This window comes from Paenibacillus sp. JJ-223 (genome assembly GCF_927798175.1).
Lineage (GTDB): Bacteria > Bacillota > Bacilli > Paenibacillales > Paenibacillaceae > Paenibacillus > Paenibacillus hubeiensis.
The window spans coordinates 345,088-359,741 of the sequence record NZ_CAKMMP010000003.1 but is presented as its reverse complement, the minus strand read 5'-3'; the positions used below and the strand labels follow the sequence as shown (position 1 = coordinate 359,741).

General features: G+C 49.0%; 8 protein-coding genes. 4 read left to right on the top strand and 4 right to left on the bottom strand.

The window, feature by feature from the left end:
- Nucleotides 1–160: 160 nt before the first annotated feature.
- Nucleotides 161–925, top strand: coding sequence for a helix-turn-helix domain-containing protein (locus L6H98_RS07885; RefSeq protein ID WP_236414128.1), 765 nt, complete (start codon nt 161–163; stop codon nt 923–925).
- Between the two features lie 136 nt (nt 926–1,061).
- On the opposite strand, the gene L6H98_RS07880 is transcribed toward L6H98_RS07885, so the two are convergent.
- Genes L6H98_RS07880 through L6H98_RS07870 form a run of 3 tightly spaced genes read right to left on the bottom strand, consistent with a single transcriptional unit; the run spans nt 1,062 to nt 6,173 of the window.
- The gene (locus L6H98_RS07880) at nt 1,062–2,687 is read right to left on the bottom strand and encodes a response regulator (RefSeq protein WP_236414126.1); all 1,626 of its coding nucleotides are present in this window, start codon (nt 2,685–2,687) and stop codon (nt 1,062–1,064) included.
- On the bottom strand, nt 2,672–4,438 hold the full coding sequence (locus L6H98_RS07875; RefSeq protein WP_356722657.1) for a histidine kinase: 1,767 nt from the start codon (nt 4,436–4,438) through the stop codon (nt 2,672–2,674). The genes L6H98_RS07880 and L6H98_RS07875 overlap by 16 nt, the downstream gene beginning before the upstream one ends.
- A 34-nt stretch (nt 4,439–4,472) precedes the next feature.
- Nucleotides 4,473–6,173: an extracellular solute-binding protein gene (locus tag L6H98_RS07870; RefSeq protein ID WP_236414122.1), complete on the bottom strand. Its 1,701-nt coding sequence runs from the start codon at nt 6,171–6,173 to the stop codon at nt 4,473–4,475.
- A 211-nt stretch (nt 6,174–6,384) separates the two neighbouring features.
- On the opposite strand from L6H98_RS07870, the gene L6H98_RS07865 reads away from it, so the two are divergent.
- The 3 genes from L6H98_RS07865 to L6H98_RS07855 all read left to right on the top strand — a co-directional run bounded on the left by L6H98_RS07865 (nt 6,385) and on the right by L6H98_RS07855 (nt 9,854).
- Nucleotides 6,385–7,242 carry an AraC family transcriptional regulator gene (locus tag L6H98_RS07865; protein WP_236414120.1) on the top strand — a complete coding sequence of 286 codons (858 nt, stop codon included), beginning with the start codon at nt 6,385–6,387 and terminating at the stop codon, nt 7,240–7,242.
- Nucleotides 7,243–7,365: 123 nt separating this feature from the next.
- Nucleotides 7,366–8,475 (top strand): glycosyltransferase family 4 protein, encoded by a 1,110-nt coding sequence (locus L6H98_RS07860; RefSeq protein ID WP_236414118.1) that lies wholly within the window; start codon nt 7,366–7,368, stop codon nt 8,473–8,475.
- A 38-nt stretch (nt 8,476–8,513) separates the two neighbouring features.
- Complete coding sequence (locus tag L6H98_RS07855) at nt 8,514–9,854, top strand: sugar phosphate nucleotidyltransferase (RefSeq protein ID WP_236414115.1); 1,341 nt, start codon at nt 8,514–8,516, stop codon at nt 9,852–9,854.
- Nucleotides 9,855–10,162: 308 nt separating this feature from the next.
- On the opposite strand, the gene L6H98_RS07850 is transcribed toward L6H98_RS07855, so the two are convergent.
- The gene (locus tag L6H98_RS07850) at nt 10,163–14,626 is read right to left on the bottom strand and encodes a carbohydrate binding domain-containing protein (protein ID WP_236414114.1); all 4,464 of its coding nucleotides are present in this window, start codon (nt 14,624–14,626) and stop codon (nt 10,163–10,165) included.
- Between the last annotated feature and the right edge of the window lie 28 nt (nt 14,627–14,654).

The following is a 14,654-nucleotide window of genomic DNA, read 5'->3' as shown; positions in this document are numbered from 1 at the left end:
TTGAAGGATTACGAACTCATTTCAATAGAAATTGGTAAAGAAATGCATTGTCTGCAAAAAAATGCACATTGTATGCGCTTTCTTTTATTCTCATAATGAAAGTAAGCCTTATGGATTGGAATCCGGACCGGAAATTCAGAAGAAGGTGAGGTTATGCTTTATGTACAACATATTACTTGTTGATTACAGCCGGCGTTTGTGCAAAGAACTTGGACCGTTGCTGAGTCGTTCTACCTCTCCATTTACAATTGGGGAATCGGCCTTCTCTTCCTCCGATGCACTGATCGCCCTGTCGAAACAGGAATTCGCGGTAGTGCTCATCCATACTGAGCGATGTGATACGGCCGGTTTATGGTTATGCCATCGCATTCGCCAAATAAGCGACATTCCGATTCTGCTGGTGGGTGGAAGAGACCATTTCAGACTTGTGCGCAAAGCGTTAACTTATCAAGTGAATGATTATCTGCCCTCTCCTGTCAGCGCTTCAGCTTTACTGCAAAGTTTGCAGGCACTTCAGACGCGACTGGGACCGGAACCTGTTAAAGAAAGATTGCCTGTGAAACCACTCGTTCAGCTCAATGGCAAAGCGATGGAGTCCAGTCATGTCATCCGAATTGTCAAAGCTTACGTGAGAGATCATCTAAGCGACGAAATTACGCTCCGGAAAATTTCCGACATGCTCCATTTTAACTGTGCATATCTTGGACAAAAATTTAAACTGGAGGAGAAAGTATCCTTCAACGATTACATGCTGCAGCAGCGAATGGAAAAAGCGAAGCATCTGCTGTTAACTACCGATATGAGGATATATGAAATCGCTTTGGAGGTAGGTTATAAAGACATCGATTGGTTTTACAAAAAATTCAAGGCCTATGCAGGCTCAAGTCCTAACGCCTATCGCAGACAAAAGAATCACTCTGCCTAGGCATGACTGATCAGCTGCCTCCTCGGCAGCCTTTCTGGCGGGTGATCAAACCATAAAACGCAGGCCAGCAGCGCCTGCGTTTTTACGTGTTATCCTTTTCCATTTACTTCTGATGAAGGTGTCCATAACAACGGTTCTAACGCACGAGCACAGATTCCCGATATTCCTGGGGCGTCATGCCCGTCAGCTTCTTGAACAGGCGGGTAAACGAATGTGCCGACTCATATCCGACTTGAAGCGCTACTTCTCGCACCATCAGATCGCTGTTGCTCAGCAGCTCCTTGGCTCTTCGGATACGGGTGTCGTCGATAAACTCCGACAAGTTGATCCCCGTCTCCTGCTTGAAGAAGCGGGATAGATAGGACGGGTTGAAATGATTCAACTCGGCGAGTCTGACCAGCGAAAGGTCCTTTTCCAGATTGTCCCTGATATAGCCGCATAGAGTATGGATGACCTGGTTCACACGTTCCTCTTCATTGGAACGCTTGAAATGAACCAGTTCATCCGCAGCGCGGTACAGGTGGTGCACTGCTTCCTTCATGCATGTAAAGTCACTCAGTTGAAGCAAACTTGGCTGATCAGGGACGTTCTGCCGGAGCCCCCAGCGATTACATGTGGAATACAGCATCAGAGCCAGATAATAGTAGGTTTCCATAGCCCGCTCCATGGTCAGGTCCTGCTGCTGCAGTTCCGTTACAAGCTCTTCAAAAACATCGTAAAAGGGCTGAAAGCGTCCGGTTTCCAAGAAACCAGACATCACGTCAATCCGGCTTGAGATCCGAACGGATTCCTTGAATGTTCCTCCTGCAGTGCCTTCGGTTTTATCCGTCAATACCATGGAGACCCCATCGCCAATTTTCATCCACTGTAACAACCGAAGCCGTTCATACTGCCTTGGAATTCGGGACCAAGGGCAACCGCGTCCGCTTAATGTAAAGGCAATGGACACGTCCAACGACGCCATGCAGGCTTCCTGAACCAGCTCCAATGTGCCTTCGATATAAGTGGAAAAGTGCTCTTCTGCATTGTTTTTCCCTGTTTTAGGCTGAAGCAGCCAGACCACATCGCCATAGTGATCTGTAACACTGATATATATCGCATGTTCACTCAATAGTGAAGATCCGATAATCCGGACCGACTCCTGCAAACGATTCGGTCCTTCTTCGATTCCAGGCGGCGTATTGAATCGTCCAAGGACCAGATACACCGGGGAGTCCGCTTGCAAGCCTATGTTTCTTGACACCAGTTCGGCTTGAAGCTCCATCGAAGAGGAGTGAGCGGACGGGCTATCCTGAAGAAGCTTGCGCACATATTCCTCCTGGTGCAGCGCAGCCAGCCGGGAAGTCATTTGGCGGGACTTTTCCAACACTTCATGCATGCTGTGACTTTGCCGAATCTCTTCCATGACCTGCTCAATGACCGTCATCACCTTGTCGTAACCTTCCGTTTTGAGCAAATAACGCACATTGGGCATCTGGAGGGCTCGGTATGCATAATCAAAATCACTGTGTCCCGTGAGAAAAATAACGCGGCATTGAGGCCAGCGTGTCTGGATCTCCTCGGTCAGTTCGAGACCACTTATGCCAGGCATGCGAATATCCGTCAGAACGATGTCAATTCTGGATCGCCGCATCCAGTCCAGGGCCTCTGCAGCGGAATAGGCTTTGCAAACATCAAGCCGGTCCGGCATATGTCCGGCAAACGTCTCATACAGGCTGTCCGTTATAATTTCCTCGTCATCCACAATCAGAAGTCGGTACATGCGCTCTCCCCTCTCTTCCATCGGATTCGAATCGCGACTTTCAATCCCTGCAGATCGCTCCGAGAGAGAGAAAGCCCGCTTCCTTCCCCATAGGTCAACACCAGACGTCGATGAATATTCATTAAACCGGTCACTTCATCCGTATCGGCATCATTGTGCAGACGTGCCTGAAGCATATCGATCTCCTCCGTCTGCAACCCCTCCCCATTGTCCTCCACCGTAATTTCAATGTAGGTTGACTTCATATGGAATTGAACCCGCAGGAGTCCCGTACCCGTGTTCTTCTCCAGACTATGTTCATAAGCATTCTCTATGATCGGCTGAATGATCAATCTGGGGACCTGAAGCTGCTCCATTCCGGATGGCAGCTGCCCGAAGTCTACTTTGATCCGCCGTGAAAAGCGTAATTGCTGAATCTCCATATAGATTCGCGAATGCTCCACTTCGTCTTTCAAAGGCACATGATCCGTTCCGTTTCGGGTGATAAAACGAAAATATTCGCCAAGCATGTTCGTAAACTGTTCAATGCGCTCCGTTTCTCCAGTTCTGGCAAGCGAGTTCAGAATGAAAAAGCTATTATACAAAAAATGTGGATTAATCTGGGACTGAAGCTGCTTCAATTCAGCCCGCTGCATCATCATCGTCTGTTTGAAATCCCGATCGATCAGTTGCTGCAGATTTTCAATCATATGATTGAAGCGTGCATATAGAAAACCGAACTCGTCCTTGCGATGGTGTACGATCGGAATATCGAGCACGCCTCCCTCCATTTTTTTAAACCTTTTGACAAGCAGCAGCAGCGGAATATGAATCAGCTTGTAGCTGGAATAGAGATAGGCCGTAATGGCAATGAAAGACGTGATGGCAAATATCCAGGCCCATGTATAAAATTTGCTGAGCGGTTTGGTTACCATTTTCTCCGGCAGATACGTTGCAGCCGATAAGCCCAGAGCATCCATGTGCAGCTGATTGACGTGATAATTAACGCCCTCAACCTTGACCTGAAAGCTGTCATGCGGATTTTTCCGACGATGCTCGCGGTAACTGGACAGAATGACATCTCGCTGCTGGTGATCCGAGATTACATTCCCGGTCTTCTCTTCGATCAGGAGTGTGGCACTTTCAGGGTACAGGTTTAGCTGCGATAATTCATTCTGAAACTGAGCGTTATCCAGTTCTACCTGTACAACAAACAGAGGACCTTCCCCTTTTTTTCCCGTGAGCCGGACAGCGCTCAGGTTCAGCGTGTCTCCTTTTACAGTAAAACGGATATCCTTTCCTTCCATAGCTGAACTGAAATAGTCAAAGGACGCCTGATCATAATCATCGATGCCTTGCATTGCCGATATGCTCTTGTTGACTGCAGGGATATGTACATAAACGTTCTTGATATAAGCACTGCTGTTCTTAAAGGCGGCCAGTCGCTCAGATAAATAATTCAGCGTTTCACGCCTTTCCACCTGGTCCATGATGTTCCAGAGGATCGCAAGCCGATTCAGTTTGCGGTCCTCGGCAATATCAAACTGCTGCAGCTCCATCCATTCAATCTCCCTGTTCAGTTCCATCGCAAATTGGTTCAATCGCCTTTCCGTCGACAGGGAAATTTCCTGGCTTGCCGTGTCGTAACTCCAGTGATATAAATACACACCCAGAAGAATCAGAGGAATCACAAAGATCAGATAGGTCATGATTAGCCGTGCAAATATGCTGTTAAGCCAGGACTGCGCAGGAATCTTCAACAATGCATTCACCTCCCGTCTCCCTGGTTGAATCGGGACACCTGTGTTAATAGGATAAGGCGAACGATTGGTGACCCCGTGCGGCATTGGTTCTGAACCACGCATTCACCTCCGATGTGATCTCATCTCCACCCAATTTGCGCCAATTCTCGACGAACTGATCGAACTCTTCTATCGGCGATCCAAGAATGATATTCATGTATGCCTCGAGCTGAAGATCCCGCAGAATGATCTGCCGATCGATCATCGTTTCGGTGATGCCGCCGGTGAATTCGTCGTATAGAAGCTGGCCGTTCCGCTCATAGGCATCCGCAATGCTGAAGGCTCCTGTCGGTCCATAGGTTTGTTTCCAACCCCATCCGCTCTTCAAGCCTTCTGTTTCATACGCAGCAATCCGCTTGTGAATCGCAAGCGCCTCGTTCTCCAGGGTAGAGAAATCCCCTGTCTTTCTGGCGTCGCGGATGTCTCTGTAGGCATCCATGTTTTTCATGCCGGGAAAAGGCGTTACCGGCGAGAGCATCCATACGGCACGCGAATCGTCATTGTAGTACGTTTCATACTCGGCTTGTTCTCCCCAGTTTTTGTCCAGATGCAGGTTCATGAGCTTTACGACAACCTCCGGACTCGCAAATCCCTTCCTTACTGCAAAATAATGTCCTGTATTGGAACGAAGAGGGACAAACACGCTTCGGCCAGATTCAGCTACCAAGGGGTACGCTTGCCATTCCGCATCCGGATCCGTGTCCCGGGTAGTCTGAATCATGAAAGGAGTCCACTGTTCACCATAGAGCATGCCTATTTTACCGTCCTGAATCAGGCGGTACTCCTTGCTTCCGTTTTTGTAGGCGAACTCGGGATCAAGCTGGCCTTCAAGGTATAAGGTCTGCAACGCTTCCAGCGCTTTTCGCACCTCGGGTTGTATGCCGCCGTATGCAAGATTGCCCTCCTTGTCCTTGATCCATATATTCGGAAAAGCTCCGTAACCGGCCATGAATCCTGACGCGCTCATGACGGGGTCCCACAGATAACTCGTTAACGCAAGTCCATAGGTGTCTTGTTTTCCGTTTCCATCGGGGTCTTCTTCTGTAAACGCTTTCGATATTTGAAGCACGTCTTCCATCGTTTCAGGCGGATGCAGGCCCAGGTTATTCAGCCAATCGCTTCTGATCCACAGATACTGCGCCGTTTCGATGGAAGAGGATGATTCGGGGATCGCCATGAGTTTACCGTCAATCGTGGCGGCGTCGAACGCTCCTTTTCCCTCGGCCTCCAATATATTTTTCGTAAGCGGAGAGGCATGGGTCTGGTATACTTTGGTCAGATCTTCAATCCATCCGGCATTGCTTAATTGCCTGAGTTGATATGGATTGACTTTGACCACGTCCGGGAAACGGCCTGCTGCAAGAGACACTCCCAGTTTCTGATTATATACGTCACCGTTCGCGATCCAGTCATAGTGTATCCGAATGCCCAATTCTTCTTCATACAAACGGGTCCAGCGATTATCTACCAAACTCTCGCCCGGCAACTGATCAAGCATTCGCTGCAGGTCTTCACCAGTCTCTCGGACAAAGGTAACCCGTATAGGAGGATCGTATCTCCCTGCACTTCCGGAAGGTTGTACCTGCTGCCCGGCAGACGTCGAAGGCGGCTGCCCTGAATTTCCTTGCGTATGGCCGGCAGGTATGCTCACCGCAAGGAGGATAATGAAGGCCCATCTTGATCTGTACATCCATCTCTTGTGCATGGCGACATGCCCCCCGGTTCAATTGGAATGAATATAGTCGTAAGATCATATTGCTCTGGCGCGTTTACGATATTGTAAAGATAGGTTTAGATAGTAAGCGTTTGCAAAATAAACCACTTCATGGTAGGATGATTACATTTTAAGGTAATCTGAACACAATTTCATTGCGTTATTTGTTCCATTTATTGCGCGAAATGACGGGAGGTGCTGTATGAGCGGATCCTCTGACTTTTTCTATGACCCCATTCAGCCGGAGCTTTTGTACCTGCATCGAATCACGACTTACAAGCTGGAAACGAGCTATCATCGGCATAATGCCTACGAGATCTATCTGTTCCTTCGCGGTCATGTGCACTTTTATGTAGAAAATCGGTGTTATCATATGCAGCGGGGCGATTTGCTCGTGATGTCCCCCAAAGAAATGCATCGTGCGTTTATATTGGATGAAACGGAGTATGAACGGATTACGATCAATCTCAAAAAAACATACCTGTACCAATTGTCCACGGCCTCAACGAACCTATCTTCCTGTTTTGATTGCCGCCGCAAAGGCGAAGGCAACATGATACACCTGGACGACGATCGTTTGGACCAGATCACATATTGGACGAACCGGATCGAAGAATCGCTCTCTTCGGATGCTTATGGGGCAGACGTCAAAACCAATGCTGCAATCGCGCAATTATTGGTGTTGATCAACGTATGGTTTCGCAACAATTCTTTTGAGCCTCATGATATCATGCCCGATCTGGTGCGAAAGACAATGGATTACATCGACGAACATATCACGCAAGATATTACGCTTGGCAAACTTGCCGAAGCGTTCTACATGAACAGCACTTCGATCAGCCGCCAGTTCAAAAAGCATACCGGGCTGACCCTTCGTTCCTATATTCTCAGTCGTCGTATCGAACTTGCCAAATTTCTTCTGTCTGACGGGATGAGCATCACCGATGCTTGCTTTCAATCGGGCTTTGGCGATTACGCCAATTTTATACGAAGCTTCACCAAGATGGTTGGCATTTCTCCAGGAAAGTATATTAAACAGCGACGTGAAGCCATTGAGTGATCACTGATTGTGTGTTCTTTACACACTCCCTACACCCATACCTTTTTATTCTTCCGTCATATGATAATCCATATATTAAAAGTATAGAGATGAGCAAAGTAATTATCCGAGGGATGTTGTCATATGAAACCTTATCACGTCGTTTGGAAGGGCCCTGTACACAAAGCAAGCGGGCTTGGCCGTGCCAGCAGAGCGTATGCCCAGTCACTAAAGCGGCAAGGCGTAGCCGTTAGTATAGGACCGGCAAAACAGCGCAAAAACGGCAGCCGATACACACGGGTGCTGATTTATCACCACCTCCCCAATAGCATTCAATGGAAAAAAGAGCGCCGTCTGTATGATCTTATTATTTTGAATACAGTTTGGGAAACAAGCAAGCTCCCCAAGGCTTGGCTTCCCCATATGAATCAGTTTGATGCCGTTTGTGTGCCCTCCCAGCATAATAAAAGAACACTAAGGAACAGCGGCGTGAATGTCCCGATTTTTGTCGTTCCTCATGGTGTAAATGCAAAGGAGTTTCATCCGAATAACAAGAAAATGTCCGTGCCGGGTGCGGCCGGCAAGTTTACGTTCGTGTCCGTCTTCGGCTTCCAGCACCGTAAAAATCCGGAGGGCCTGCTGCGGGCATATTGGGAAGAGTTTTCCTCTAAAGATAACGTCGTGCTTGTGATCAAAACAAACGGATATGCGCCGCATGAGAACGAAAAATGGATCCAGGCCAAAATAACGCAATACAAAAAAAAGCTGGGTATCCAAAAAGATACGGCACCCGTTGTCGTGATCGGCCGTCATCTTCGTGAAAGCAGATTAAAAGGTTTGTATACGCTCGGCGATGCTTTCGTCCTCCCGACTCGCGGCGAGGGGGTTGGACTGCCCTTTCTAGAATCGCTTGCGAGCGGCGTACCGGTCATCACTACAAGTTGGGGCGGGCAAATGGATTTTCTGACGCACAGCAACTCGTTCCTGATTCCGTACCAGCTGCGCAGCCCGTCAAGCAGTATGAACAGAGCCATTTCTAAAAAATTCAGCAACCTGTTTGCGCAAAAGGGACAACGATGGGCGGAACCGAATCTGGGCTATTTAAAAAAACGGATGAGGGAAGCGTACCAAAACCCCGGACTATGCAAACAAAAAGGACAACAAGGCAGAAAGGATATACTTCGCTTATCCTGGGACCGGTCCGGGGTATTCATGAAGCATGCGATTGAAGAAATCATTCGATCGAAGAAATAAGAATGGAGGGCGATATCCCCAAGAAAGGAGGAATCGGCTTGCGTATCATCCTGTTATGCGGGGGATCCGGAAAAAGGCTGTGGCCTTTGTCCAATGAGATTCGCTCCAAGGTGTTCCTTAAGCTTTTGAAATCCGATGCCGGGGCCAGAGAATCGATGATTGAGCGAATATGCCGGCAATTAAATGAGGCGGGGCTGCTTCAATCCACATGCATCGTTACCCATCACAGTCAAGTGGAAATTACCCGTTCCTATGTTGGCGAGCATATCCCGATCCTGGCCGAACCCTTTAAAAGAGGAACCTTCACAGCCATTGCTTATGCGGTAAGTTATCTTCATGAAAAGCTGCAAATGGATCCAAATGAAACCATCTGCGTTCTTCCAGTCGACACATACGCAGATACCGCTTTTTTTCGACTGCTCCTTCGCGTTCCTGATGTTCTGATGCATTCTAAAGCAGATCTCGCTCTCCTCGGAACCAAACCTACCCATCCTTCCGATCAGTTCGGCTATATCGTTCCTGCTCAGCCCAATGGAAATGACGACTTTTCTTTCATTCACCAATTCATCGAAAAGCCCGATGAGCCGACAGCCTGTCGCCTCATCGAACATCAAGCGATGTGGAATTGCGGCGTATTCGCATTCTCCTTGAAGTTCATGCTGACATTTTTGAAAGACAAGGGGCATCCGATCCAAGTTGAGCATTGGCTGGAAAATTACGAACAGCTTGCAAACACCAGTTTCGACCGGGAAGTCGCGGAACACGCATTGTCTGCTGTTGTCATGAGATATGACGGCTATTGGAATGATCTCGGGAGTTGGATGGCGTTAAGCGATCATTTCGAGAGCCATGTCATCGGGTCAGGGCGAATATCGGACGACTCCTCTAACAGCCATATCATTAACGAGCTTTCCTATCCGATCGAAATGATCGGCGTTTCTGATCTCATCGTAGCGGCCAGTTCCGATGGCATCCTCATTGCTAACAAGGGCAAAGCAAATCAAATCAAGGATAAGCTCGAACATATGCCGCGATTTGCGAAGTATGAAGAGAAAAGATGGGGCTCCTACCGGGTTCTGAACGATTGGAACGATGAAACGGGAAATGGAGTGATGATCAGGCAGGTGAAGCTGATCCACGGAAAATATACGAGCTACCATCAGCATCTCGAGCGGCAAGAAATCGTGACGATTGTGACGGGCAGCGCGGAAATCCTTATGGAGGGTAAACGACGCCAGCTAAAGGCGGGCGATGTTCTGCAAATTCCGGCTGGAACCAGGCATGGAATTAAGGCACTTACCGATCTTGAACTAATGGAAGTTGTGCTGGGTAAGGACCTGGCGAAAGAAGATGTTATTCGTATTGAGATGGTGTGGTAAACGTTGCGGGCTATCTATATAGGCTGAACCAATCATTTTTACACAGAGTCACTACGTGGTCAGAACCATCTTCCGATCGCTATTATCCCCAGATTTTTTTTGGTCCCCTTTTTCAAAGGGAAAATCCGGTGATAAACACGAAGCGTATGCTTTCGATGGAGCTTTCTTACAGAAAGCTTTTAGCTCCGCTTCTGCAGATTCTTTCTGCCCCCTCCGTTTTCGTGTAAATTTCTTGTTCAACCTATATAGAGGTTTTTTAACATAAGAATGAAAGGAACCAGGCCGCGAAGGACTTGGTTCCTTACGTTCTATTGGACTGGTCCCATGTTGATGAGCCTCACATCGGACAACGTAATGCTTGTATTCCCGTCTTCGGCACCGCTGATGCTGCCCATATCAAATACAATACGGCTGTTCGCATAGCTTTGCTCGGTTGTGTCGAACGTGAAGGTGTATTCTTGCTCATCGGTGGACAAGTCCACTCGCTCACCGAAAAATCCATGCCATGCGTATCCTGCGGGAACGTCAACCCAGCCGACGCCAAGGCCCATTTTGCGTGCTTTATCCGCTTTGGCCTTGAACGTTAGTTTGTATTTGTAACCCTGCTGCATCGCGAAAGCTTCATTAATCACTTGCCGATCCCACGGATTATTCCCCGCCTGACCAATACGAGCCTGCAGCTTCCGATTCTCGACGGTAAATACCAGTTCCGAGTTATTCCCGTCAGAATGACTAAACCAGCCGTCGCTTCCTTTGGCAAAGTCACCGTTCGATATCAGATTGACGTGTACCGGCTGTCCGCCCTGATCCGCATCGGGATTCACTTCGAACAGCATCACATTGTGAATGGATACGCTGTGCTCACCCGCTGGAGCAGTACCAAAACCAAAGTTCAACAAGGCAGCCGCACCCGCAGTGTCCCCCGTTGTAAATGTATAAGTGTATCGCTGTTTGGTTTCAGTCAGGTTTACCGTTTCATCCATATACCTGTCTCCGCTTCCCTCCTGCGAGACTACCGCTTGCACGGATGTTGGAGCGGATGCAGAGGCATCAAAACTCAAGCGATACGTCTTGCCCGACTCCAAGGAAAGCTGACCTTGCTGCAATAACGCTTCCCGTCCATTTTCACTTGCACCCGACAAAGTAATGCGAATGCCCTCATCTTCCCTATGTGAAGCCACGAGATCATCAGGAATCAGTTCCCAACCGCTTCGATCATGCGTCAACTCGCCGTTCTGCAGCTTATTCTGAGAAACGTCCAGCCAGCGTGTATTATATTCGTTCCCTTCAAAATTAACATAATACGAGTTTCCCGCTTTCAGGGAAACCGCTGGCAGATACACGGTTTTGTAGGTTTGCCACCCGCCCGTATCTCCAAGCAGAAGCTCCGAGCTTGCAACCCTATTGCCTTGTTCATCTTTGACGCTGAATCGGATTTTTGAATCCGCTTTGGCACTCGCCATCCGGGTGGAAAAGGCATATGCCCCATCGTTTGCTGCATCGATTTTAAATTGCAGCAGATCGCCTTCGTCCATGTAGCTGACATGTTGGCCGCCTTCATCGGAATTTTCGAGCTGCAAACCTTGCATCATCCATGCCTCAGTTGCAGGAATATGGGCATAGCCCTGAACCGAAACCGGTTTTCCGCGCTTGGTCAGCCTTACATTATCGACGTAGGCCTTGCCTGAAGTACTGCCGAATAAAAGCTTCAATTCGGCTGTTGCTGTTGTTGCTGTCGTTCCGCTCTGTCCGATCACGATTTCACCGGTGTAGTTTCTCATCTCTTGCCCGAGCTGGATCTGCTGTCCTTGATGGATTTGCACGTCATGTCCCTCTGCGGTTGACAAGCCGATGTCCATCGTACGAGGCGCATCCGCCTTTGCATCAAAAGAGAATCCATAGGTGGTGCCAGCTTCCAGCTTCATATCCGGCTGTACCACAGCTACTTGATCAGGCTGACCATCGGTTTGCTTCACATCAACCACGAGCTGCCGTTCCATGATCGGGAACTTCAGGAAGTTATTCACGGAAATATGGGCTTCGGCACCGGATTCAATCCGATTGGACCAAAAACCAAGCCGCCCCTTGCCTTGATCAAATGTACCGTTATACACCAAATTTCCATCCGGCAGTGCTTTTCTTTCCACAGGTACAGCGTCAGCCTCACCGATATCGATCAGTCTGACATTGGATACCATGACTGCAGCGTCATCCAGCCCCAGATTGAATTCAAATCGGGCATTATTGTCTGAGCCATTCCGCATGTTAAAGGTGTATTCATAGGGCTGCCAATCCGTAGTCAACGAAAAGCTGTGTTCCTCCGAGTAATTCGTCCAGCTTTTCTCGAATTGCGTCACTTTCGAACGAATGACACGGTGAGCAGATGCTTTGGCATCAAACTGCACTCTGTATTTTCTGTTTTTCTTCACGTACATCGGCATTTGTGTCAGCTGTATGGAATAACCCTCGGTTCCGGGCTGTGAGACGGTCACCTTCGCCGCTTTGCCCTTCTGTTCATCGTCAACAACCTCCACTTTACCAGCTCCGCCTGCATTCGTAATGAACTTCCATTCATTCGGTACACCGGCTGCATCGACGCCTTCGGTAAAGCGTTCATTATATATCTGGTTGCCATCTGCTTGCGGATCCCGCTTCCGTTCAGGCTCGATTGGATTCGAAGTGACGTCGGGCCATTCGTTCATTTTTTTATAGGAATATACCCGAACAAAATCCACATTCATCTTCTCGGACACAAATCCGTTTTCAGGTGATCCCGGCCAGTCTCCGCCTACCGCAAGGTTAAGAATCAGATAGAACGGCCGGTCGAACGGTGCAGGGAAAGTGTAGCTCTCCGGCTGTCCTGCCGCGGTTGTTTGCCAGTTATTCACTTGATGATGCAGCTTGCCATCCACGTAGAAACGAATCATGCCAGGCAGCCATTCCACCTGAAAATCATGATATTCATCTGCAAAGGACTCTCCGGCGGGCAATGTAAACTTGCCTTGGTCATGCCCGTGCGAGCCATCAGGCTTCACGGCATCATAGTGGATCGTGCTGTACACTTCGTGGTCTTTGTTTTTGCCGCCGATCAGCTCCATAATATCGATTTCGCCGGAAGCCGGCCATCCACCGTAATGCGATTCATCCGTAGGCATCATCCAGATGGCCGGCCACATGCCCTGCTGCACCGGAAGCTTCGCCCGAACGACAACTTTGCCGTAGGTCCAGTCTCCTTTCCCCATCGTGATCAGTTTGCCTGAAGTATAGGATTTGCCACTTTTTTGCTCCCGCTTCGCCTCAATTTGAAGTACACTCCGAGCGCCATCTTTGACGATGCGTGTATTATCCGGACTGTAATATTGCAATTCATTGTTATAGACAAGTCCGGTATCCTGAACCGTCCATTTGGAATCATCCACGCCAGCACCGTCGAATTCGTCATTCCAGATCATTTCCCAATCCTCGTCCGGGATCGTTGTTGCCGGAATCGGCTTCTCCCCCGCCGGATTACCTGGAACGGAAGGTGTCTCTCCAGCCGGAGAGGACGGTGATGAAACGGTTGAACCGCTGCCAGGCGTGGAAGGTTTCGGTTGTGCAGACTGCTCGTTGTCTGACGTCATATTAACGCTGTGCCGCCCCTTTGTAACCGTTTTCTCATTGACAAGCACGCTGCCAGCCTCCACATCGAGCAGCTTGATCTTGCCTTTGGCATCAATACGGGTATGTCGAGCTTTGCTGTTCACGCTCAACGTATCAATCACGCTCTCGTCAGACAGTTCAACCGTTGCTTTGCGTATGACGGTCATTGCTTCCACCACGCTGTTTCCAGCGATGTTCACATGCACCAAGCCGGAACCGGAAGCTTTATCGACGACAACCTGCTTCAGTTTGGAGCTGCGAATGTCGATGGAGTGGCTTCCTCCACCTTTTATAATGACACTTCCCGTAACCGTCACACCATCCAGCGTCACTCTGCCTTCGCCAATACCTTCGGTGAGCAGCAAATTGCCGCTAACGGTCATATCCTTGAGCGTGACGTCAGATGATCGGATAACCAGATTGCCATCAACACTTGATTCATACGTACCGGGAGCACTTTTCACATCCGTGATCATGTTGGACATCAACGTTGCTGCCTGTGCTCTTGTAATATCCGACTGTGGAGCCAGTTTTCCATTGTATCCGTTTACAATTTTCTCCTGAATCAAATAACTGAACGCTTTTTTGGCGTAGTCTGCCACTTCTTTCTCATCTTTGAAACCGGTTAGCGCTTGTTCGTCCTCTTTGCCTGTCGATAGTTGGAACGCCCGATCTGCCATGACTGCGGCATCCTGCCTTGTGATAGGCAGGTCTGGTGACAGATGTGCAGCATCGGTTCCCTGAATGATTCCCGATCCATTCGCTCGAACCAGGGCATCATAGTACCACTCCTTTTCGCTCATGTCTGAAAATGCTGCTGACGCTGATTGCTGCCCGCCGGCAAAACCAAATATCCGGTCCAGCATCACAACAAACTCGGCGCGGCTGATGCGTTCATTCGGTTTGAACGTGCCGTCGGTATACCCTTTGATCAAAGCCAGATTCTGCATCCGCGTCACGGCATTTTCTGCCCAGTGTCCCGTCATATCCCGATATGGGGCGGAATGCAGGCTGCCCGCCTGCACCTGTCCCGCCTCCGCTTGCTTCGATGTGCTTTCTGCTCCGGCAACCGCCGGACAGACCAGGGAAACCATCATGCTTCCTGCCACGAGACAAGCCAATCCTTTTTTCACTCGTATTCCTCCCCTAATGTATGTTGAC

What these genes read in the sequence shown, in the direction of transcription:
- L6H98_RS07885 (WP_236414128.1), top strand. Translation starts at nt 161, where the DNA reads ATGTACAACATATTACTTGTTGATTACAGCCGGCGTTTGTGCAAAGAA.
- L6H98_RS07880 (WP_236414126.1), bottom strand. Translation starts at nt 2,687, where the DNA reads ATGTACCGACTTCTGATTGTGGATGACGAGGAAATTATAACGGACAGC.
- L6H98_RS07870 (WP_236414122.1), bottom strand. Translation starts at nt 6,173, where the DNA reads ATGCACAAGAGATGGATGTACAGATCAAGATGGGCCTTCATTATCCTC.
- L6H98_RS07865 (WP_236414120.1), top strand. Translation starts at nt 6,385, where the DNA reads ATGAGCGGATCCTCTGACTTTTTCTATGACCCCATTCAGCCGGAGCTT.
- L6H98_RS07860 (WP_236414118.1), top strand. Translation starts at nt 7,366, where the DNA reads ATGAAACCTTATCACGTCGTTTGGAAGGGCCCTGTACACAAAGCAAGC.